At 51.2% G+C, this 22,378-nt stretch carries 26 protein-coding genes and 1 riboswitch; of the genes, 10 read left to right on the forward strand and 16 right to left on the reverse strand.

The window, feature by feature from the left end; genetic code table 11:
* Positions 1-12 precede the first annotated feature (12 nt).
* Complete coding sequence (locus tag HRU77_02305; GenBank protein QOJ19633.1) at positions 13-462, reverse strand: hypothetical protein; 450 nt, start codon at positions 460-462, stop codon at positions 13-15.
* A 33-nt stretch (positions 463-495) separates the two neighbouring features.
* Positions 496-1,173, reverse strand: a complete 678-nt coding sequence (locus HRU77_02310; GenBank protein QOJ19634.1) for an IS1595 family transposase — start codon at positions 1,171-1,173, stop codon at positions 496-498.
* 148 nt (positions 1,174-1,321) lie between these two features.
* Positions 1,322-1,422, forward strand: a riboswitch (cyclic di-GMP riboswitch).
* Between the two features lie 48 nt (positions 1,423-1,470).
* On the opposite strand from HRU77_02310, the gene HRU77_02315 reads away from it, so the two are divergent.
* On the forward strand, positions 1,471-2,874 hold the full coding sequence (locus HRU77_02315) for a DUF839 domain-containing protein (protein QOJ19635.1): 1,404 nt from the start codon (positions 1,471-1,473) through the stop codon (positions 2,872-2,874).
* 155 nt (positions 2,875-3,029) lie between these two features.
* Here HRU77_02315 and HRU77_02320 read toward each other — a convergent pair whose 3' ends face one another.
* From HRU77_02320 to purE, 11 genes are all read right to left on the reverse strand, one after another.
* The gene (locus tag HRU77_02320) at positions 3,030-3,359 is read right to left on the reverse strand and encodes a hypothetical protein (protein ID QOJ22035.1); all 330 of its coding nucleotides are present in this window, start codon (positions 3,357-3,359) and stop codon (positions 3,030-3,032) included.
* A gap of 39 nt (positions 3,360-3,398) precedes the next feature.
* A complete protein-coding gene (locus HRU77_02325; GenBank protein ID QOJ19636.1) occupies positions 3,399-3,860 on the reverse strand; it encodes a hypothetical protein in 462 nt (153 codons plus the stop codon).
* A 110-nt stretch (positions 3,861-3,970) separates the two neighbouring features.
* A complete protein-coding gene (ppa, locus tag HRU77_02330; GenBank protein ID QOJ19637.1) occupies positions 3,971-4,504 on the reverse strand; it encodes an inorganic diphosphatase in 534 nt (177 codons plus the stop codon).
* A 116-nt stretch (positions 4,505-4,620) separates the two neighbouring features.
* Positions 4,621-5,466, reverse strand: coding sequence for a carotenoid biosynthesis protein (locus HRU77_02335; protein QOJ19638.1), 846 nt, complete (start codon positions 5,464-5,466; stop codon positions 4,621-4,623).
* Positions 5,467-5,855: 389 nt separating this feature from the next.
* Positions 5,856-6,326: a hypothetical protein gene (locus HRU77_02340; GenBank protein QOJ19639.1), complete on the reverse strand. Its 471-nt coding sequence runs from the start codon at positions 6,324-6,326 to the stop codon at positions 5,856-5,858.
* Positions 6,327-6,380: 54 nt separating this feature from the next.
* On the reverse strand, positions 6,381-6,755 hold the full coding sequence (locus HRU77_02345) for a hypothetical protein (protein QOJ19640.1): 375 nt from the start codon (positions 6,753-6,755) through the stop codon (positions 6,381-6,383).
* Positions 6,756-6,773: 18 nt separating this feature from the next.
* On the reverse strand, positions 6,774-7,457 hold the full coding sequence (locus HRU77_02350; protein ID QOJ19641.1) for a hypothetical protein: 684 nt from the start codon (positions 7,455-7,457) through the stop codon (positions 6,774-6,776).
* Between the two features lie 73 nt (positions 7,458-7,530).
* The gene (locus HRU77_02355; GenBank protein ID QOJ19642.1) at positions 7,531-8,286 is read right to left on the reverse strand and encodes a hypothetical protein; all 756 of its coding nucleotides are present in this window, start codon (positions 8,284-8,286) and stop codon (positions 7,531-7,533) included.
* A 117-nt stretch (positions 8,287-8,403) separates the two neighbouring features.
* Positions 8,404-9,291 (reverse strand): phosphoribosylaminoimidazolesuccinocarboxamide synthase, encoded by an 888-nt coding sequence (locus tag HRU77_02360; GenBank protein QOJ19643.1) that lies wholly within the window; start codon positions 9,289-9,291, stop codon positions 8,404-8,406.
* A gap of 10 nt (positions 9,292-9,301) precedes the next feature.
* Positions 9,302-10,435, reverse strand: coding sequence for a 5-(carboxyamino)imidazole ribonucleotide synthase (locus tag HRU77_02365; GenBank protein ID QOJ19644.1), 1,134 nt, complete (start codon positions 10,433-10,435; stop codon positions 9,302-9,304).
* Positions 10,435-10,923, reverse strand: coding sequence for a 5-(carboxyamino)imidazole ribonucleotide mutase (purE, locus tag HRU77_02370; protein ID QOJ19645.1), 489 nt, complete (start codon positions 10,921-10,923; stop codon positions 10,435-10,437). The genes HRU77_02365 and purE overlap by 1 nt, the downstream gene beginning before the upstream one ends.
* A gap of 234 nt (positions 10,924-11,157) precedes the next feature.
* On the opposite strand from purE, the gene HRU77_02375 reads away from it, so the two are divergent.
* From HRU77_02375 to HRU77_02400, 6 genes are all read left to right on the forward strand, one after another.
* Positions 11,158-11,589: a biopolymer transporter ExbD gene (locus tag HRU77_02375; GenBank protein ID QOJ19646.1), complete on the forward strand. Its 432-nt coding sequence runs from the start codon at positions 11,158-11,160 to the stop codon at positions 11,587-11,589.
* A 66-nt stretch (positions 11,590-11,655) separates the two neighbouring features.
* Positions 11,656-12,297: a superoxide dismutase gene (locus HRU77_02380; GenBank protein QOJ19647.1), complete on the forward strand. Its 642-nt coding sequence runs from the start codon at positions 11,656-11,658 to the stop codon at positions 12,295-12,297.
* Positions 12,298-12,307: 10 nt separating this feature from the next.
* Positions 12,308-12,952, forward strand: a complete 645-nt coding sequence (locus HRU77_02385; GenBank protein QOJ19648.1) for an ATP phosphoribosyltransferase — start codon at positions 12,308-12,310, stop codon at positions 12,950-12,952.
* Positions 12,953-12,995: 43 nt separating this feature from the next.
* The gene (gene hisD, locus HRU77_02390) at positions 12,996-14,297 is read left to right on the forward strand and encodes a histidinol dehydrogenase (GenBank protein ID QOJ22036.1); all 1,302 of its coding nucleotides are present in this window, start codon (positions 12,996-12,998) and stop codon (positions 14,295-14,297) included.
* Between the two features lie 49 nt (positions 14,298-14,346).
* Complete coding sequence (locus tag HRU77_02395) at positions 14,347-15,168, forward strand: RNA methyltransferase (GenBank protein ID QOJ19649.1); 822 nt, start codon at positions 14,347-14,349, stop codon at positions 15,166-15,168.
* Between the two features lie 50 nt (positions 15,169-15,218).
* The gene (locus tag HRU77_02400) at positions 15,219-15,578 is read left to right on the forward strand and encodes a hypothetical protein (GenBank protein QOJ19650.1); all 360 of its coding nucleotides are present in this window, start codon (positions 15,219-15,221) and stop codon (positions 15,576-15,578) included.
* A 4-nt stretch (positions 15,579-15,582) separates the two neighbouring features.
* Here the strand turns inward: HRU77_02400 and uvrB are convergent, their stop codons facing one another.
* Positions 15,583-17,613 carry an excinuclease ABC subunit UvrB gene (uvrB, locus tag HRU77_02405; protein QOJ19651.1) on the reverse strand — a complete coding sequence of 677 codons (2,031 nt, stop codon included), beginning with the start codon at positions 17,611-17,613 and terminating at the stop codon, positions 15,583-15,585.
* A gap of 78 nt (positions 17,614-17,691) precedes the next feature.
* On the opposite strand from uvrB, the gene HRU77_02410 reads away from it, so the two are divergent.
* Positions 17,692-18,885: a pyridoxal phosphate-dependent aminotransferase gene (locus HRU77_02410; protein QOJ19652.1), complete on the forward strand. Its 1,194-nt coding sequence runs from the start codon at positions 17,692-17,694 to the stop codon at positions 18,883-18,885.
* A gap of 40 nt (positions 18,886-18,925) precedes the next feature.
* Here the strand turns inward: HRU77_02410 and flhC are convergent, their stop codons facing one another.
* Both flhC and flhD read right to left on the reverse strand, forming a co-directional pair.
* Positions 18,926-19,462 (reverse strand): flagellar transcriptional regulator FlhC, encoded by a 537-nt coding sequence (gene flhC / locus HRU77_02415; protein ID QOJ19653.1) that lies wholly within the window; start codon positions 19,460-19,462, stop codon positions 18,926-18,928.
* A 32-nt stretch (positions 19,463-19,494) separates the two neighbouring features.
* Positions 19,495-19,812, reverse strand: coding sequence for a flagellar transcriptional regulator FlhD (gene flhD, locus HRU77_02420; GenBank protein ID QOJ19654.1), 318 nt, complete (start codon positions 19,810-19,812; stop codon positions 19,495-19,497).
* Positions 19,813-20,430: 618 nt separating this feature from the next.
* Between flhD and HRU77_02425 the strand changes: the two genes are divergently transcribed.
* Positions 20,431-21,396 carry a methyltransferase domain-containing protein gene (locus HRU77_02425; GenBank protein QOJ19655.1) on the forward strand — a complete coding sequence of 322 codons (966 nt, stop codon included), beginning with the start codon at positions 20,431-20,433 and terminating at the stop codon, positions 21,394-21,396.
* A gap of 228 nt (positions 21,397-21,624) precedes the next feature.
* Positions 21,625-22,371: a hypothetical protein gene (locus tag HRU77_02430; GenBank protein ID QOJ19656.1), complete on the forward strand. Its 747-nt coding sequence runs from the start codon at positions 21,625-21,627 to the stop codon at positions 22,369-22,371.
* The last annotated feature ends 7 nt before the right edge of the window (positions 22,372-22,378 follow it).

The raw sequence follows: 22,378 nt of genomic DNA on the forward strand, positions 1-22,378 counted from the left end.
GCGCTTCAGAAATTAAATGGAGTTACTGAAATTAGCCGGTGGTGAGTCCGTCTCCAAACACTCGCTGAAAACGTAACTATTTTCCTCCTCGGCGAATCCTTCACTTTCCACCAATGTAAAGCTGACACAATCCTTGTTTTTGAAGAAGTAGCGGTATTTATCCGGCTGACCCTTTTCAGGCAAGGCAATTTCGTGGAACAAACCGTCCATGATCCACCAGCGGCCGGATTCGGTGAAATCTCTTGCCGTTTCATCCTTTTCCGTGAAACTGAATTCGATGATATAGGTGCCGTCGGCATTGCGTGTTTGCTTCCAGCGCTTCAATGTACCGCCCTCTTCCAGATATTCACCCGTCCACACACCGATCAATTTGACATCGAACGAGGGGCGTTGCTTACCGTCTGAAATCATTTGGCACCCCAGCAAGACAAGCGTCAAGCATGGCAAAAATAACCACTTCATTCATTTTCCTTTTTATCGCAGGGTCTTAGGAAGTTAAAGCGGGTTTAAACGTAACAATTTAAGAATTTCATGATAGAGATTATCACGGCGATGATTAAAACGAAATTCGGTTTCTTTCAAGTGCAGGTAGAAAGTATGTTCGGGCACACCATTGAACTTGGCCAAACGTCTTTTAGCAAAACTCCAGAAAGACTCGATACCATTAATATGCCGCTCGCCACTGGCAAACTCATTGTCACCATGGTGAACCCTGAAGTGCTTATCAAAGCCGATATCGACCAATCCGTCATAACCACGCCATCCATCGGAATGGATTACGGTATCGGGCGCTACATGCCCACGGATAATGGCTTGCAATGTCGCTTTAGAGCAATCTGGAACAATCTCTGTATAAACTTTTCCTTGGCGTTTAAGCACACCAAAGACTATTGTTTTGCCATAAGCGCCCCGCCCCCTTTTACCCCTGACTCGCTGGGCACCAAAGTAAGACTCATCAACTTCTACAGAACCTTGCAGAGGGGATTCAAGTTCGCAATTCTGGGCAATTCGCTGTCGTATTTTAAGATAAATGGTATTGACGGATCGGATAGAAATGCCGGTCAATTGGGCTGTGTCAGTAGCAGTAAAATCCATCGAAAAACATCGAATAAGTTGCCTGAATTTTGCTTCTCTGATTCGAGAACGAAAATAGTATCTGTTTTTAGCATTCATCTCAGAAAGTTAGCACACTTTAGTAAGTGCTTAACTTCCTAAGACCCTATCGCAAATACATCGAAACATGCGGTACCGGGCGATTCTCACCGGATCCAGTAATAGTCCTGCAATGGGCACGTCACATCCCATTCTTATAATCCATCGCGTACTGTAAAGCCATACCCGGTGTGAGCCGGGAACCGGAAAATCCAGGATCTGCAAGGAACGGTTCGAACACCCCACAACGCAGATAGCCGGATTGCCTGTACTTATCATCGTATTAAAGAATTTTTTAGATTTTTTCGGGAGAATACAATGTACAAACAAAAAATACTCGCTACTGTCGTTTCCGGGACGCTCATTATGCTTTCCGGAGCATCGCAAACCGTTGCCGCCAGCACCGCTTTTGACGATTTTACCGCATTGCCTGGCAGCGTTGCTGCCGGGTCGTTAGCGGAATCCAGTCCGTTTCTACTCGCCAACCCAAGCTGGATTCAGCTTTCCATTGCCAACCGCAGCAACCAGCTGGCGCAGGGTCAGGCCAATAGCGGTAATTGGGACATGATCACAGCTAACGAAACCGGAGTTAATGCAGGGCGTTACTTGTTTATGCCATTTGAAACGGGCAGCGCCGGTGTTCAGCGCATTGACTTGCTCAACCCCGATTACAATACCCGCACCGTAACCCTCGTTGCACCCGGTACGCAAGGATTCGTTTCTGGCGACGCCTCGCGCTGGACACCGTGGGGTTCTTATCTGACCGCGGAAGAATCATGGGGCGCCGGCAGCACCAAAGGCCGCTTGTTTGAACTGACCAACTCAATCACCGCAACCGGTACGGGCGATTCCCATTTCGTGCAACGCTCTGTCATTCCGCACGTATCGCACGAAGGCCTGGCATTCGACAAAAACAATAACTTTTACTTTATCGACGAAGTCAACGGTGGCGGCATCTACAAGTTTGTTTCCACCCAACCGGATGCAACCAACGGTGATGATTATTTCGCCGCCGGTCAAACTTTCGTGATGCAAGTGAACGGCGGCGGCAATGCCAATGCAACCGGCGCCATTACTTGGGCGCCGATCACCGATGCCAATGGCGGTGCGTTAGCCGGTGTTTCGGTGCTAAATGCCGACGGCAGCATTGATGGCCGTTTATCCGCAAATAATGCTTTGGGCACCGACTATCAGCGCCCGGAAGATCTCGAAATAAAGACACTGGCCAATGGTGATCAGATTTTGTATGTTGCGACCACAACCACGGATGAAGTTTATTCGTTTAATCTTGATAGCAACAACGCCAGCTTATTTGTCAATACAACGACGTTAGATCAAGCAACAGGTCTGAGTGTAGGTAGCACATTTCACAATCCGGATAATCTGGCGATCGATGCCAAGGGCAATATTTACATCATTGAAGATCAACCTGGCGGCGAAGCTGACATTTGGTTCGCCACGGACACCAATCATGATGGCGTCGCCGAATCGATCGGCCGCTGGGCTTCCATGTCTACTTTGGGAGCCGAGCCGACCGGGCTTTATTTCGACAAATTCAATCCCAATGTGGCTTATGTCAATGTGCAGCACCCTTTCAGCGGCGACGACCGTACCATCATGATCGCCGTTCCGGAGCCCGAAACTTACGCCATGTTGCTGATAGGTCTCGGTTTGATTGGCGCTTTCGCAGATCGCAGAAAAAACTTTTCTCACGCCGGTTGAGTCAGTTCTCGCTCCGGGAAAATCTTCTTCCCGGGCAACTCAACTATCGATAAATGCTCCATAGCAAATACCGCTGGCAAAACCGGCGGTATTTGCTCGGACAAAGTAAATCTTACCGATAGTAACGCGATGACCGATTTTGCTTGGTTGGGCCATTAAAGTAACGTGAAGCCGATTTCCTTATTGACAGTATCCTTCACCGCATTAAGCGCCGAGTTGATTGCCGCTTCCGCAGCAAGAATGCCGAGCCCTTCAATCGTCATCAGCACCATGCGCGTGGCATTTTTTTGCATTTCCAGATGCAGCGCGGCTTGTTCCTTATTGATCTTGCCAGTGGCTTGCAGTGTTCCGATCATCACCAAGGTCTGTGCAAGTTTTTTCGCTTCCGCCTCGCCATAATCTTTGACATCGGGCCATTTATCCGCAAGGCTGCCGTTCAATGCAGCAAGTATATCCTTTCCCAATTTAACCACATCAAGGCTCATCATGTTCTCCTCAGATAGATATCAATCGTTGGCCAGCAATTATTCGCCGCGACGCTTGGCCAACTCCAGTTTCAGAATCGCCGTGAAGCTGGTATTGAAATGCGAGCGCACGAGCGTGATTTGATCCTTGGATAAGCACGCAATCTTATGAAGTTTCTCGAGATTATCCAAATTCCCAGCCAGCAGCTGCGTCTCTTGCGTGGTGATGTCATTTTTTGGAATCGCGGCGGCGCGTACCGTGATTGCGCTGATATCAACCTTGGCTTCATCGTAAAATGGCTTGTGGTTTTCGTAGGTGCACTCCGGCAAGCCTTCCACCGATTCCAGTGCCACCAGGTGGGCTTCGGTTTTCCGCTGTAAATCGGTCACTGCCCTGTCGGTCATCTCGTCATAACTGCTGATGAGTTTTACCGTGCAACCGGATACTGCGAGTGATACTGCAAGACAAACGGAAATTAAAAATACAGTGAATTGCGGTGTTCTTCGATCCATTTTCATCATATGTCACCTCCTGTTGGCTACTGCCTGGCAAATCAACGGGAAAGCCTCACCTAAACATCATGCACCCGTCATTGTAAGAAAATTATCAATCGGTTGCGCCCATTGTCAGTTCAACCGGCGGCTTTTGCCATCTCGATTGCCCGCATCACCATGTCACGCGCTTCGGCGGAATCGCCCCAGCGGCCGACGCGCACCCATTTCTCCGGTTCGAGATCCTTGTAATGCGTAAAGAAATGCTCGATCTGCTGAAACACGATATCCGGCAGATCGTCGCGTTCGACCACATGCGCGTAGTAAGGAAACGTTTTGTTATCCGGCACGCAGATCAGCTTTTCATCCCCGCCGTGCTCATCTTCGAGGTGCAGCAGCGCAATCGGCCGGGCGCGCACCACACAACCGGCGAGAAACGGCGAACGGGCAATCACCAGCGCATCGAGCGGATCGCCGTCATCGCACAGCGTGTGCGGAACAAAACCATAATTGGCCGGATAGCGCATTGGTGTATGCAAGATCCGGTCGACAAACAAAGCGCCGGATCGTTTATCGAATTCATACTTGACGGGCTCGCCGCCGGTTGGAACTTCAATAATGACGTTGACGTTGTCGGGCACATTGGCACCGACGGGAATGGCGCTGATATCCATGGAATTTAATTTCTCGCTGATTGGGAAGGAAATAGAATCGGTCTTTTTGATCGGCTTTGAGTGTACTGGTGACTCCCCGCACTGTCAAACCGCCGCGTCCGGTGCATAATCATTCTTTAGCGCTTGTTCAAAGGCGACCAGGGATAATCCCGCACATGCGCCCGCAATTCCTCGTCACGATAACGATTAACTCGCAGCACGGCCAGAACGGTCACCATCACGATCGGCAGCGTGAATATCAGCAATCCGGTCAGCGCAATCAGATACTCACCGATCCACACCGTGACAATCCAATTAAAAATCAACACCGACAAATAAAGAACCGGCCCGAGCAACGAGCGGAACGGCATCGCAAATACCCCGCGCGGCGCCGTGTCGTCGCGTTTGCGGTCGATCCGTTGAAAAGCGGCTACCAGCACGAAACTGGTCAACAACCAACCGGCATAGTTTGAAACCGGCACGCCGAAGTGCAATCCATCTTCATAGTAGCCGTAGATCTGCCCGAGAAACCAGCGATTACCTTGTAACGCCACCGGATCGATGATGATGTCCAGAAACGTTTGCAGAAAAGCGCCCAGCACCAGCGCAGCCCACGACTGCCGGATAGCGCGCGTTTCCAGCGTGATTAAATCCGCGCCTTTGACCGCTAGGGGCGACAGGATGAATAAGGCCGTCGTGTAGCTGCAATACGTCAGAAAGACATACGACAGCGAATCGAAAAAAGGCACCCCCCACACCCACAACTCGCGTTGGCTGGTGTCGTCGATGTAATAATACCAACCGTAAGGAAACCCGGTGGTAATCGAAAGTTTCTCCGAGGTAAATGCGATGAGGTAACCGGCGACAGCAAAAATCAGCGTCTTGCGCCAGCCCACATGCGGCACGCAAGCCAGCAGAAAGGCCGCAAAAAAACTGAATACATACGGCCGCATGACAAGCGTGTCAATGAGGACATCAAACATGAATGACTCCTTGGCTGATGAACAAACTTCAGCGCGATGGTGAGGATAAATGGGTTAAGTACTCGGTAATCTCTATAGAAGATAAGCCGATTTTTGTGATGCAAGATTTAATGTGTTTGATTAGGGTAATTTTCACCCTGGATGACGCTGGCTTATCCAGGCTACTGGCTACGCTGTTTTCTTAAACAGTTCCAGCAAAAACTGATATAACCACGATCCGCCGTAGGCAATGGCGGCGATCATCAATATTACCGCAGCGCCGGATATAATTTTATCCATCATTATTTCACCCCTTTCAGTCCTTCGATATTGATAATTCTATCCCAACGGGCATTCATACACGCATATCAACCTCGACAGTCTATTCATTCTCATATTGTTTCTGGACGCTATTCCTCGAATGAACAATCCTTCCCGGTCATTTTATTCAGGACAGTATTGTACAAGCTGGCATTTTCCATTGAAGGCTCGGAAACCAGTAAATGCATCATTTGGGCGCAGTTGGCATTGGGTGCATTGATCAATGCGAGCACCAGGAAATGTGTTGGCGAATCGATGGCAGCCAAGCGGTCGAAAAGATCTTGCGGTAACGCTGAATTGGCAGCAAGAGCCGCCAGAACATAGGTTTTGTATAATCCATGACGGACAGGATCGGCAACGTTGGCGTCGCTCATCGTAGCCGCAATCAATTTTTCCATGATCGTTCGCGAAATGTTGCGATTACCGGCCAATCCCGCAACTCGCTCATAAATCAGCGGCCCTGCCGCGATTTTCTCCAAAATCGCCAGCGGCGTACTGGCGTTGGCGCCAACTTGCTGCACTATCGCATCATCACCGGACTCCACCAGCGTTTCGAGCATAGTCGAAGGCGTTGACGGATGCTGCGCCAGCGCGATATCTACTTCCCTGCGCCCCTAAGGAATCCAGCGCTGGCTGATTTCCTCAAGCGCTTGCGGTGTAGAATCCGGATGCTTCGCAACCGATAGCGCACTGTGCTGCACGAAAAAGCTGAACCCGGCGAATGAGAAAACACCCACGAACACTGTGGCGATGCGTACATTTTTACTTTTCCATGAAGACCTGCCGGAACTCAGGTCAAGCAAAGCAAAAATAGTGTAAACCAAAGCCCATCCAGCGCCCGCAGCCGGAAAACCATAAACGGGGATAAATATCAAACCGATAGCCGCTGTTGAGCTATCCGAGGTAAAAACAGCATGCACAATATACACCGCCGCACCGATGAAACCAGCATAAGCTCCGGTTGTTAGAATAGCTTTTCGATTTTGCATCCCGCTCCTTTTTCCGGATTACCTTGTTTTTGACCCATCTTGGTTTTCATATTTCCGAAGTTCTGGGAAAGGGTCTTGGGGGTCACACATGTCACCACGTTTCCATCGCGATGCGCAAACCCAATCTCTAAAGGTAAATCGATAAACAATCAACCCCACAATATCGTTATCCTCAATAAAAGCCGTAATGCCTCGGGTTTTCCATATTTTGACACGCTGCATATCCTCACGAATTTCCTCTTTATCTGGCTTTCCATAACGTGTAATTAGCTTTGACAAAACAATCGGTGTGTTTGGTTGCCAGCGTATATCATCAACTTTCCATGGTTCTGTATTGGGTTCGGACAAATATTTACCTATTGTTTCTTCATAGGAACGTAGGATGTATTTTTCTTCTTCGGAAAGTCGTTCGCCACGATCTTTCTTCTCGGTTAGTCGAGCAGATTCGCGCTTGGCCACAGACAATTCATCTTCAAACAGAAACGCGATCACCCCGTCGATTCCTTCGCCCCGTATTTGTACGAGGCGCTGGTATGGCTTTAGCCAAGCAGGCTTTAGTTCTTCAAACTTGGCGTTGGGAAACAGGTTGCGAACGTCTGAAACTGCAGCTCCAGGGAATACACCAAAATATTGATCTGCATAGGAAGGGGTTGCGCTGACGAGAAGAGCAATAACGGCTACCAATAACTGTCTAAAATACATAGTACTCCCATGTAGTTACTAACGACCTGCATTACCTGCCAACGTAGGCGGGCGAAACTCGCTGTAGCCGGGGTCAGCATACGGAGGTTGGGCGTCGCCATGGCCACACCCGAACGAGGTAGGGCGTAAACTCGTAGAACGCGATATCGGACTGGAGAGAGGTATCGGCATACCAAAGCTCGTCGACCGCTTTGGAAAGACCCTCAGGGTACGCCTCCTCTACGGCCCCTCGCATGACAATCTCGTTCATGAGTGCGATGTCCTCATTCTCGATAAGGAGGAGTGTAGTGAAGCCCTGCTCCTTATAGGATTGGAGCTTCTCAGCCTTCCGGTCGACCTGGGAACGCACCCGTGCGCCTAGCTTCGACTCCTTCGGTACAATACGAGCAAAGAACAAGCCGGGCTCGCGGGTACTCGACTTCCGCACCATGAACTCGAAAGGAATGCCGGGTGCGGCTTTGATGAGGTGCGGACCATCCTCTAGCTTGGCGGATTCTTTTTTGATCCAATCCTTCATAACACGTCGGATAGCGCGCCAGTCTTGCCCACGCGTCACAGCCTCATACTGCAAAGTGATGTTCAGGCGAAAGCGGAGACCATGTTTGTCATCTTCTAGGCCACCGACCGCTTGATTGAACCACTCGCTGTTGCGCCGCTGGTCCGGAATAGAGTCAATGCTGGTGTGCTCGATGGCGAGGTGCCCCGCAATGGCGTCGATGTCAGGACCAGTGCGATTCTCCTCGTCCGGTCGGCGATCAATCTTCAGACCCGGATACTTTCCGTCAGCGAGGTGCTCGACGAACCTATCGATCAGAGTTCGATCATCCATAAAGCACCACACCATCGCGCAGGCCGGGGCCAGGTCTAGAATCAAGAATTCTCATTTTTACTAATAGCCACATCGTCATCAGTTTGCTGAAAATATCCATTTTTGATTGCGTTTCAATTATCCCGTCAACAACCGAACCGCCTCCCGATACTTCTCCACCGTCTTTAGTAAAATATGCTCCGGTAATACCGGCGCAGGCGCTTTTTTATTCCAATCTTGCGTTTCCAACCAGTCGCGCACGAATTGTTTGTCGAAGCTGGGCGGGTTTTGGCCGGGTTGATATTGATCGGCGGGCCAGAAGCGGGATGAGTCGGGGGTGAGTACTTCGTCGATCAAGTAGAGTTCGCCTTGCTCGTCCAGGCCGAACTCGAATTTGGTGTCGGCGATGATGATGCCGCGCGCTAGCGCGTATTCGGCGGCTTCGGAATAGAGCTGGATGGCTTTGGCGCTGACTTTGGCAGTTAATTCCCGGCCGAGCAGTTTCTCCACTTCGGTGACGGCAATGTTTTCGTCGTGCGCCCCGGCGGCGGCTTTGGTCGATGGCGTGAAAATCGCACCACCAGGCAATTTATCCGCGAGTTTCAAGCCCGTAGGCAATGGAATGCCGCAGATTGCGCCGGTTTGCTGGTAATCCTTCCAGCCGGAGCCGACCACGTAGCCGCGCACGATGGCTTCGATGGGCAGCGGTTTCAGGCGGCGGATCACGAATGCGCGCCCTGCCACTTGATCGCGTTCATCAGAGGCCACGACTGATTCCGGCGCAATACCGGTCAGGTGATTCGGCAGGATATGCGCCAGTTTATCGAACCAGAACTGCGACAACGCGGTGAGGATTTTGCCTTTGCCGGGCACGGCGGTCGGCAGGATCACGTCGAACGCCGACAAACGGTCGGTCTGCACGATCAGCAATTTGTCATCGCCGACGGCGTAAATATCGCGGACTTTGCCACGGTGCAAAAATGGCAGGCTTTTGATGGTGGTTTCAAATAATGCGGTTTCGGTCATGGTGTTCGCTTTAACTTTGGTCGAGTTGTTGTTTGATGCGCAGCGCTTCGCTCAATGCGGTTTCGATATCGCTGTTCAATACGGTGAAATGCCCCATTTTGCGACCGGGGCGCGCTTCGGCTTTTCCATACAGATGCAATTTGGCCGAGGGGTGTTGCAGCACGATATTCCAGTCGGGATCACCGTTGCGCCAAACGTCGCCGAGCAAGTTGATCATCACCGCAGGGTTGAGTTGTGCAGTCGAGCCGAGTGGTAAACCGCACAATGTGCGCACTTGCTGCTCGAATTGCGACGTAACGCAGGCATCGATCGAATAATGCCCGCTGTTGTGCGGACGCGGCGCGATTTCGTTGATCAATAACGTATCGTCATCCAACACAAAAAATTCGACGCACAACACGCCTTGATAATTGAGACTCTTCGCAACTTGGCAGGCGATTTCCTGCGCTTTTTCAGCTAACAGCAGAGAAATCCGGGCAGGTACGATACTGACGTCGAGGATGCCGTTGACATGCTGGTTTTCGGACACCGGAAATGTCGCTACTTGGCCGTCGCGACCGCGCGCGACCACGACCGAAATTTCGCTTTTCAGCGGCATGAATTTTTCCAGCACGCACACCGCACGGTTCAATTGTGCATAGGCCGCTGGAAAGTCCGCCGCGCCGGCCACTTTGACTTGGCCTTTGCCGTCGTAACCGAATTGGCTGACTTTCAGAATGCCGGGAAGCAAGTCCGCGGCATCTTGTTCGGCAAAGTCATCCGGCTGCTGGATGACAGCAAACGGTGCAACGGTAAAGCCGTTGATGCCGAGAAATTGTTTTTCCGCAATCCTGTTTTGCGCGACCGAAACACTATAGGCATCCGGGCTGACGGCACAAGTTTTGGCCAGCATTCGTAGCGAATTCGCGGGAATATTCTCAAATTCGGTGGTGACGGCGGCGCATTGCTCGCCCAATTGCTGCAAGGCGTCCGGATCGTCATAATTCGCGCAAATGCATGCATCGGCAACGCGCCCGGCCGGACTGGCGCTATCGGGATCCAATACCGTGACCCGGTAGCCCATTTGCTGCGCGGCTTGCACGAACATGCGCCCGAGCTGCCCGCCGCCGAGCACACCGAGCATCGCGCCTGGCATCACCGGCATTATTGCGGCAACTCGGCGTTGAGAACGGATTCGGTTTGTTCGCGCCGGTATTCGTTCAATTGCGTGCTGAGTTCGCTGTTAGTGACCGCCAGCAACGCCACGGCGAACAATCCGGCGTTGGCCGCGCCGGCCTGGCCGATGGCAAACGTCGCGACCGGAACGCCTTTCGGCATTTGCACGATCGACAACAATGAATCCAATCCTTGCAAATGTTTGGAATTGACCGGCACGCCCAGCACCGGCAGCGTGGTTTTGGCTGCGATCATGCCGGGCAAATGCGCCGCGCCGCCGGCACCGGCGATAATGCATTTGATACCGCGCGCTTTGGCTTCCTCGGCAAATTGAAACATCAAATCGGGTGTGCGGTGCGCCGAAACCACTTTGGCTTCATGCGCAATATGAAATTCATCCAGAACAGCGACGGCGTGCTGCATCACGTCCCAATCGCTGGTACTTCCCATCACGATACTCACCAATGGCTTAATCATTTCACGGCAACCGGTAAAAAATTAACGATAAAATTCCACTCATAATGTTGTACTATCACACCCTGAAAACACGGCTGGCTATTTTATAAGCCTGTGCAATAATCGTGTTATTTATTTGAACGCTGCAATCGATGGACTGCTGGTATTATACCCGCCTGCTTTAACAGCGCGCTTTTCACTGATGTGTGTTTTACCAACTCAATATTCATTGACATTGATATAGCCGGTATTTGAATGAATTTTCAACGCGGAAAACAGAATAACGAACCGGAAATCAATCTAATCCCGATGATTGATGTGTTGCTGGTCATCCTGATTTTTCTGGTGGTGACCACGACCTATTCGAAATTCGCCGAACTTGAAATCAGTTTGCCGGAAACCAATGCGGAAAAAGTCGACAAAAACGTCGACAAACCGAATAGCATCGACATCACCGTCAACGCGTTGGGCGAATACACCATCAATCTCGCCCCGGTCAAATCGGCCAGTATCGAAAGCCTGCGCGATGCTTTGCTGGCGGCGGCCAAAGGTCATGAAGATCCGTTCATCATTATCAATGCCGATGCCAAGGCGACGCATCAGTCCGTGATTACGGTCATGGAAGCAGCGCGTCTGGCAGGTTACAATAAAATCACATTCACCACGGAAACGAGCAATACCCAATAAATAATGGGGGTTCACATGTTTGAACTGTTCAAAAATTACTACAATAAACTTACCAAGGAGGCCACGATGTCTGAAGTCAATGTCGATAATTTTTCCCAAGCCGCGCAATCGGGTTCGCAATACGTTCTGGCGCCCCTGCCCTATGCCAACAATGCGCTGGAGCCGGTAATCACCGCTAACACGTTGAGCTTTCATTACGGCAAGCACCACAAAACCTACGTCGATAACTTGAACAATCTGTTAGCGAACAATCCGCTGGCGGGGCAATCACTCGAGCAGATTATTAAAGCAACCGCCGGTCAAGCGGACAAAGCGGCGATTTTCAATAACGCCGCGCAAGTGTGGAATCACATGTTTTACTGGCATAGCCTGAAACCGAACGGCGGCGGCGAACCTGCGGCAGCGCTCAAGCAAAAAATCGAATCGGCATTCGGCAGTTTGGATGCATGCAAAAAGGAATTCGCGCAAACGGCATTGACGCAATTCGGCAGCGGCTGGGCTTGGCTGGTGCTGGACGGCGGCAAGATCTCCGTGGTTAAAACCGGCAACGCCGAAACCCCGCTAACGAAAAATGTCCGGCCGCTATTGACCATCGACGTATGGGAACACGCTTATTATCTGGATTACCAAAATCGCCGCGCAGATTACGTCAATACCATTCTGGACAAACTGATCAATTGGGATTTTGCCGCTGCTAACCTCGGATAATCCCGGATTTATGACTGATATCACGATCGCCCTGTCAAAAGGGCGAATTTTTGAAGACACCGCACCGCTGCTCAAAGCAGCCGGCATCGAAGCGCTGGATGATCCGGAATCATCGCGCAAATTAATTCTGTCGACGAACCGCGCCAATGTCCGTCTGGTTATCGTGCGCGCATCGGATGTGCCGACTTACGTGCAATACGGCGCCGCCGACCTGGGCATTGCCGGTAAGGACGTGCTGCTGGAGCACGGTGGCGCCGGTTTGTATCAACCGCTGGATTTGAATATTGCGCGCTGCCGCATGATGGTCGCGGTGCCCGATGGTTTCGATTACGATTCCGCGGTGCGGCAAGGCGCGCGGCTGCGCATCGCCACCAAATACGTGCAAACCGCTAGGGAACACTTCGCCGCGAAGGGTGTGCACGTCGATTTGATCAAACTGTACGGTTCGATGGAATTGGCGCCGCTGGTAGGATTGGCCGATGCCATCGTCGATCTGGTATCGAGCGGCAACACGTTAAAAGCCAACAATCTGAAAGCCGTGGAAGAAATCATGCCGATCTCATCCCGGTTGATCATCAACCAGGCGGCATTGAAGCTGAAACGAGAAACCATTCAACCCGTGCTGGATGCATTTTCCGCGGCGGTCAAACCCTAAATCCATTCGCAAACACACTCATCCGCAATTCATCGACACCATGATTCAAATCAAACGATTCAATTCAACCGATTCCGATTTCAATGCCAATCTCGGCAAGCTGCTGGCGTTCGAAAATGCGCAAGATGATGCGGTCGACTCGACCGTAGCCAAAATCCTAGCGGATATCAGGAACCGCGGAGACGCCGCATTGATCGAGTACACCAACCGCTTCGACCGGCTTTCCGTGACTTCCGGCAAAGCGCTCGAATTGACACAGGATGATTTGCAGCAAGCGCTGGCGGCACTACCGTCAGCCGAGCGCACCGCATTGCAACAAGCGGCTGAGCGGGTGCGCAGTTACCATGAAAAACAACCGTTGCAATCTTGGCAGTACGCCGATGCCGACGATACGATACTCGGTCAGAAAATTACTCCGCTGGATCGCGTCGGTTTATATGTACCCGGCGGCAAGGCGTCGTACCCTTCGTCGGTGTTAATGAACGCGATTCCCGCCAAAGTAGCCGGGGTGAAAGAACTGATCATGGTCGTGCCGACACCGGATGGGGAAAGAAACGGTATCGTGCTGGCAGCCGCAGCGATCAGTAAGGTCGACCGGGTGTTCACCATTGGCGGCGCGCAAGCGGTCGGTGCGTTGGCGTACGGTACGGAAACGGTGCCGCAGGTAGACAAGATCGTCGGCCCCGGCAATGCTTACGTCGCCGCCGCCAAGCGCCGCGTGTTCGGCATCGTCGGTATCGACATGGTGGCCGGACCTTCCGAAATCCTGGTCATTTGCGACGGCAAAACCGATCCCGATTGGATTGCCATGGATTTGTTTTCCCAAGCGGAACACGACGAATTGGCGCAGTCGATCCTGTTGTCGCCGGATGCGGCGTTTCTCGACCGGGTGCACAGCAGCATCGAGCGCTTATTAACCACCATGCCGCGTCAGGGTGTCATCCGCGCTTCGCTGGAAAATCGCGGCGCGCTGATTCAAGTGCAAAATCTGGATGAAGCGTGCGCCATCGCCAACAAAATCGCCCCCGAGCACCTGGAATTATCGATTGAGCACGCAGAAATCTGGGTCGACAAAATCCGTCATGCCGGCGCCATTTTCCTCGGCCGCTACGCTTGCGAAGCTTTAGGCGATTATTGCGCCGGCCCCAATCACGTGCTACCGACCTCACGAACTGCGCGTTTTTCTTCTCCGCTGGGTGTTTACGATTTTCAAAAACGCAGCAGCCTCATTCAGGTTTCCCAACAAGGTGCGGCAAAATTGGGAGAAATCGCAGCCACACTGGCTTATGGGGAAGGATTGCAGGCGCATGCCTTGTCCGCGGAATACCGTTATAAAAACCGTTAATCCCGGCAACATCGCCGCGATGGCTTATTGGTGAGTGCGGGAATCCAGCATGCCGATCATTACGTCACGCGACCACCCGCTCATCAAACAACTGATCAAGCTGGAAGGGTCGCCGCAACATCGCAAGAAAACCGGTCTGACGCTGCTCGACGGCATTCATCTGATCCAAATCTACTGCTCGGTGCTGGGCATGCCCGAGAACCTGATCGTCAGCCAATCGTATATTGAAGACGCTGAGAATGAGCATTTTCTCACCATTCTCTTCGGTCATACGCTCCCCAAAATCACGATCACCAGCAATGCGCTATTTCGCGCGTTTTCTCCGGTCAAAACGCCTTCAGGGGTGCTGGCGCTGATTACAATCCCGGAATTGAAAAAGGACGCCGCTAACGGCAAGGAGATTTTCAGTGTTCTGCTGGAAGCGATTCAAGATCCCGGCAACTTGGGTTCTATCCTGCGCTCCGCCGCGGCAGCGAACATTCGCGACGTGTATCTGTCACCGCAATGCGCCGACGCCTGGTCGCCCAAAACACTCAGGGCGGCGATGGGCGCGCACTTCTTTTTGCGCATCCATGAAAACAGCGATTTGCAGCAGGTGGCACAGCAATTTCCCGGCACGGTCATTGCCACATCGATACAAGCCAGCCGGAACCTTTTTGAAATCCCGCTCGCCGGCCCCACCGCTTTTGTATTCGGTAACGAAGGCGCAGGATTATCCAAGGAATTGATTCAGGCGGTGGACGAAAACATCTCCATTCCCATGCCCGGAAAAACCGAATCATTGAACGCAGCCGCCGCGGCCGCCATCTGTTTTTTTGAAAAAGTCCGCCAGGACAAAGTATTCGCGGCCACCAATCTTGGAACAAAATAACAGGCGGTGTATGATACCGCACCCATCAAAACCGTCACTTTGGAGTTTCTATGAAAATTTCTTCCCTATCCCTCATCGTTCTGATGGGATGCTTACTATTCAACGCTTCCCAGGTACTGGCGATTCACCATGAACCGCAAGATTCGCAAGCGCCGCAACAAGCTTCGAATGGAAAAACGGCGGACAACGAAGGAACCGTTGTCGACGTCATCGACACCACCGGTTATACCTATATGGAATTGGAAAACGGCGGCAACCGTTTCTGGATCGCAGCGCCAACGACCAAAGTCAACAAAGGCGATCGCATTCGTTTCGTTCAAGAAATGGTGATGACGAACTTTACCAGCAAAACGCTGAATCGTACGTTTGGTACGCTTATTTTCGTTTCTTCCACGCAAGTAAAGAAATAATTGCCTAGGCTACATCGCTAAAACCGATCAGCAACTTGTTCTTCAGGCTTTTCAGTTCATCGCGGTATTGCGCCGCTTGTTCGAATTCCAGATTCTTGGCGGCGTTCAGCATTTTCTTCTCGACCCGCTGAATTTCCTTGGTCAGTTGCGTTTCGTTCATGGCGTCGTAGCGCGCTTGCACTTGCGCGGCCTTGAGGTTCTGCTGCGCCGATTCGTGGTTATAGACGCCGTCGATCAGATCCTTGATGCGCTTATGCACCGAGCGCGGCGTAATGTGATTGCGCAGATTATGCTGTAGCTGCTTTTCGCGCCGCCGGTTGGTTTCATCAATGGCGACGCGCATGGATTTGGTCATGTTGTCCGCGTACAGAATTGCCGTACCGTTGATATGCCGCGCGGCGCGGCCGATGGTTTGAATCAGTGAACGCTCCGAACGCAAAAAACCTTCCTTGTCGGCGTCTAATATCGCCACCAGCGACACTTCCGGAATATCCAGACCTTCGCGCAGCAAGTTAATCCCGACCAGTACGTCGAACTGCCCCAGGCGCAAGTCGCGGATAATTTCGACACGCTCGACAGTGTCGATATCCGAATGCAGATAACGCACCTTGATTTGATGATCGGAAAAATAATCGGTCAAATCCTCCGCCATGCGTTTGGTCAGCGTTGTCACCAGCACGCGTTCGTTTTTGGCGGTGCGCAAATTGACTTCCGACATTAGATCATCTACTTGCGTAGCGACCGGGCGCACTTCAATAACCGGATCGACCAGTCCGGTCGGCCTGACCACTTGCTCCACCACCTGGCCGCTATGCTGTTTTTCGTAATCGGCGGGCGTAGCCGAGACGAAAATGGTTTGCGGCATTCTGTTCTCGAATTCCTCGAACCGCAGCGGGCGGTTATCCAGCGCCGACGGCAGGCGGAAGCCGTAATTCACCAGATTTTCCTTGCGCGAACGGTCGCCTTTATACATACCACCGATTTGCGGCACCGTGACATGACTCTCGTCGATGATCATCAATGCATTCGGCGGCAAATAATCGAGCAGCGTCGGCGGCGGCTCGCCGGGTTTCTTGCCGGATAGATGACGCGAATAATTTTCGATACCCTTGCAAAAACCCAGTTCATTCAACATTTCCAGATCGAACCGGGTGCGTTGTTCCAGACGCTGCGCTTCGACCAGGCGGTTTTCCTGATAGAAATACTCCAGCCGTTCGCGCAATTCGGTTTTGATCGTTTCCATCGCGCGCAACGTCGTGCTGCGTGGCGTGACGTAATGACTGGAAGGGTAGACGGTAAAGCGCGACAGCTTTTGCAGCATGTGTCCGGTCAACGGATCGAACAGCGCCAAGCTGTCTACTTCGTCATCGAATAGGGAGATGCGCAGCGCCGCCTCGGAGTTTTCCGCCGGAAACACATCGACCACATCGCCGCGCACGCGGAAAACACCGCGCTTGAATTCCAGTTCGTTACGATCGTATTGCATCTCGGTCAACCGCTTGATGACGTCGCGTTGCGACATTTTCTCACCGTTGCGCAAATGCAGAATCATGCCGTGATAATCGACCGGATCGCCGATACCGTAGATGCACGACACGGTCGCGACGATAATGGCGTCATCGCGCTCCAGCAAGGATTTGGTCGCGGACAAACGCATCTGTTCGATATGCTCGTTGATGCTGGAATCTTTTTCAATGAACAGATCGCGCGCTGGAACATAGGCTTCGGGCTGATAATAATCGTAATAAGAAACAAAATACTCGATGGCATTTTCCGGGAAAAATTCACGCATCTCGGCATACAATTGCGCCGCCAGCGTCTTATTAGGCGCGATCAAAATGGCCGGACGACCAAGGCGCGCGATCATATTGGCGATGGTATAGGTTTTACCGGAACCGGTTACCCCCAGCAATGTCTGAAACGCCAGACCGTCGCTAATGCCCTCGACTAATTGCGCGATAGCCGCCGGCTGGTCACCCGCCGGTTCAAAAGCTTGCTGTAATTTATACGGACTATTGGGGAAGGTTACGATCACAGGTATAATTCCAATATTGAATTGTTTCTTCGTGTCATTTTAACATGCCGGTCTATCTATTTTAGTGTGAGGATTTTTGTGGAACTCTCTAGTCGCGTTCAAACCATCAAACCATCTCCAACCCTTGCGGTAACCGCCCGGGCTGCCAAACTCAAGGCGGAAGGCAAAGACATCATCGGCTTAGGAGCGGGCGAACCCGATTTCGATACCCCTCAGCACATTAAAGATGCCGCCATCGCCGCGATTAACAAGGGATTGACCAAATACACCGCGGTCGGCGGCACGCCGGGGCTGAAAAATGCCATCGTGGCTAAATTCAAACGGGAAAATAATTTCGATTTTGACGCCAAGCAAATTCTGGTTTCCTGCGGCGGCAAACAGAGCTTTTTTAACTTGGTGTTATCGGTGATCAATCCGGGTGATGAAGTCATCATCCCCGCGCCTTATTGGGTTTCTTACCCGGATATCGTGTTGATCGCGGAAGGCAAGCCAGTTTTTATCGATACCGGTATCGAACAGAATTTCAAAATCTCCCCGCAACAACTGGAAGCCGCGATCACACCGAAAACCAAAATGTTCGTTATCAACAGCCCGAGCAATCCGTCGGGGGCGGTGTATACGCTGGATGAGCTGAAAGCGCTTGGAGCGGTGTTACGCAAATATCCGCATATTTTGATAGCAACCGATGACATGTACGAACACATCTTGTTATCAGGCCAGAAATTTAACAATATCGTCAACGCTTGCCCGGAATTATTTCCGCAAGCGGTCGTTCTGAACGGTGTTTCCAAAGCGTATTCGATGACCGGCTGGCGCATCGGCTACTGCGGGGGGCCTGTCCATATCATTACTGCGATGGAAAACATACAATCGCAAAGCACATCCAACCCTAGTTCGATTTCACAAGCGGCGGCAGAAACGGCACTAAACGGCGATCAATCTTGCATGGAGCCGATGATTGCGGCGTTCAAGGAGCGCAATCGCTTTGTCACCGAACAATTAAATCAGATCAACGGCGTGCATTGTTTATCTTCGGAAGGCGCGTTTTATGCATTCGCCGATGTTCGCCAATCGATTCGCGATTTGCATAAAAGCAGTTTGCTCAGTACACCAACCGATATCGCGTTCAGCGAATATCTGCTGGAAAATGCGGGTGTGGCCGTGGTTCCCGGCTCCGCATTCGGTTGTGAAGGGTATATGCGTTTATCCTTCGCAACTTCGATGGACAACTTGAAGCAGGCATTGAGCCGTATCAAAAATCTGCTGAAATAATTCCGCCCGGCATCAGCAGATTAACGACGCTGATGCCCTTTCAATGAAAATTTGCCAACGCTGCTTTCTTGGTTTTTCCAGCGCGTGACGGAATATTGCATAAACCGCAGACGTGGTTGGAATGGATTTCCAGCGAATGTACCACAAAGTTGCCATGGCAATTCACGCAAGGCGCTATGCACAATACACCGCTTTCCACAAAGCGCACCAAGGTCCAAGCGCGAGTCAGGCTCAACACTTTCTCCAGTTGATAGACTTGAATGTGCTCGACATAAAGCCGGTAGCTCTTAATCAGCGCATCGATGCCGTCAACACCGGTATTTTTCGTTACGTAATTGTAGATATTGATAAACAATGATGAGTGCATATTCGGTTGCCAGCTCATAAACCAGTCTTCCGAATAAGGCAGCATGCCTTTGGGAGGCGATACGCCGCGGATTTCCTTATACAGTTTTACCAACCGCTCGCGGCTCAAATCGGTATTCATTTCCAGAACTTGCAACCGGGCGCCCAATTCGATTAATTCCGTTGCCAGATGAATCTGCTTCGCTTCAGTGATAATGCTTCGATTACGCATGATATTTTCTCCTACTGACGTTTAATTAAAGCTCAGGCGATGGCTTCCGCAGGTTTTCCCGCCATTAAAATAGCCGCGTGCGATTTGGTAACGGATTGATCGCGACTATCATTCGACAGCATATCCGCAATCAATCGATCGTCAAAGCGAAATCGGCAAAGCAGCATATTGGAAGCCGCCATTTTAATGAGTTGCGCAGAACTCAATCTATCCAGAATATCCGCTATGTCCTGATTAATCCCCAACCGGTACATAGCCGCTACCCTGTCGTCGCGCAGCATCTGTTTTGCCAGTAACAAATAACTTAAGTTGATGTCTCTGATTTCATCTAGCAGTTGATTGGTTTCCATTTCATCACCCCTTTCAGTAAAAATTTGAATTTAAACACCGTAACGCACAGGTGAAATTTTCAATTATGGGGCAGTGGAAGTAAATGGAAGTTGAGCTTAAATGCAGTTAGGTAATCTTCTTATCGCAATGTAGGAATTTCGCCTACACGGGAAGCGCCTTATTTTATGGGGATTGGAGATGAAATGACGGGGGGAGCTGCTGTGTTAGCGGCCAGATTTTGAGCAACTTTAGCGAGAAATAAAAATTATTTTGCCGATTTATTCACTCATTGTCAGCCATCATAGCATGCGGCAAGAAGCAATCGGTCTTACGAATACTGCGGGAAAAAGACTTTAAATATTGCAATTGAGAATGCTTCGCTTATCCGATCCGGCGAAATTGACCGGCATTCGTACACCCCAATCCACTCCCGGCGATCCGGCTGACTGACCGGCTATTCGATCCCTGCCTGCGGCAATATTTGCCGCTCCTGCCTTTGATCCATCGATCAAACACCACTGAAGAAAAAGCGCCAACACGGCCAGTATAAAGCTTTCCGCTGACTGGCACGATCGTTGCTGTTAGTGCTCACGCTAACTCATTATCAACCTGCGGCATTAAACATTTTAGGAACCCCTATGAAAAACAAATTCGATAGCTTGGAACTAGGACAATTCATTCCGCTGCATTACCACCACAACATGCTGAATGACAGCGCCCGCATGAATAGCTTTAAAGAAGCGATTGATTGGGTCGTCAAACCCGGCGCCAAAGTTTTGGAACTCGGCGGCGGTACCGGTGTGCAATCTTTTTTTGCCGCGCAAAAAGCAGACAAGGTTTATTGTGTGGAGCGCAATCCGGAATTGGTAGAAGCCGCACGCGACTTGCTCGCAAAGAACGTCAACGGTGACAAAGTCGAGGTCATTCAGGCGGATGCCATGCACTACCTGCCACCGGAACCCGTTGATGTGGTGATCTGTGAAATGCTGCACACCGGCTTGTTGCGTGAAAAACAACTGCCGGTGATCGATTCGTTCAAACAACGCTATCTGGAAAAATTCGGCGGCCCGTTGCCGGTTTTTGTGCCGGAAGCAAGTATTCAGGCGATTCAACCGCTGCAACAAAATTTCCATTTCGAGGATTTCTACGCACCGACAATTCTGTTTCAGCATCCCTACAGCACGCAAGAAAGAAGTAAAAGCCTCGGCGACCCGGAAGTATTTCAACTGCTGTCGTATGAAGAACCGTTCAGCCAGACATGCGCTTACGATGGAGAAATTCTCATCACCGAAGACGGCCAGCTCAATGCGTTGCGTCTGATTACAAAAAATATCCTGGCGATCAATATGACGGCAGGCAGCACCATCGATTGGCACACGCAATATATTGTTTTCCCGCTCACCACGCCACTCCAGGTTTACAAAGGTGATCAGATCGCGATACGTTTCAGTTACCAGGGCGGAGCCCCGCTCAAAGCGCTATCGGATTCGCTGGAAGTGCGCCATGTCAGCCAGCAGGTTTCGATTTCCCAATTCGCGCTCGACATGATGAATCTCTCCATGCAATTTCAACCTCAAACCTCTGACCAAGCCAGCGTTCTATAAACGACAAGCAACCTGCAACGCCATCAACTCATAAGCCGCCTCGAGCGGCTTATTCTTTCTCCCGTTTCATGGGGTTATTGGAATACAAAAAGCGATTCTAAAGCCTGAAAATCGCATGCATCGCAATTGATCCCCGCGCCGGATTAATTGCGGTCAAGCACCGCCAAACCGGCTACAATGCCGGAAAACATATCGTACTGAGCCGATAAAGTCATTGCCGATCCGCATATGCAAATCCCCTACGAATTTTGGTTGCATCACGCGATTTTCTACGCACTGCTGTTTTTAATCCATTATGTGTGCGGATTATGTGTCATTCACCGCAACCTGAAAGTCAACTACACGCGCAAGATCAATCATTTCGCCTTCTTTTTTCTTCCAACTTTATTGTCATTGATCATTGAATATCCCTACAGCCCGGCGACATTTTTCATCGATCTCCTCTGCGCCTTCGTATTTCTGACATTTTTCATCGCACCGCTACGCAATAAATTCAGAACGCTGTTCGTCATGTTCAGTTCGTTTGACCGGCCGGAAGACCGGCCGTGGACGCTAACCTGGCTTTACACCCAGTTTATCGCCAGCTACCTGGTGCTCATTCCCCTGCTAGCGTACTTCGAAAGCCGCGAAATGCTGCCGCTCATCATGATCATCATCATCGCCAACGGTGTCGGCGACGGCCTGGCGGAACCTGTTGGCATCCGGTTCGGCACAAGAAAATACACCACCTATGCGCTTTTCACCCGGCAAAAATACGTGCGCAGCTATGCCGGCAGCGCATGCGTATGGGTCACGACGGTCATCGCCATACTGGCATTTCAACACTATTTCAGCACCACCCAACTCATCGCCGCGCTGCTTCTCATGCCAACCCTGATTACGCTAGCCGAAGCTTTTTCCCCGCACACCTGGGACAGTCCGCTCATTTATGCCAGCGGAGGCGCATCGCTGATAGGAATTTTTCATTATTTGTGATCCGCTA

The organism is Gammaproteobacteria bacterium (genome assembly GCA_015709615.1).
Lineage (GTDB): Bacteria > Pseudomonadota > Gammaproteobacteria > Burkholderiales > Nitrosomonadaceae > Nitrosomonas.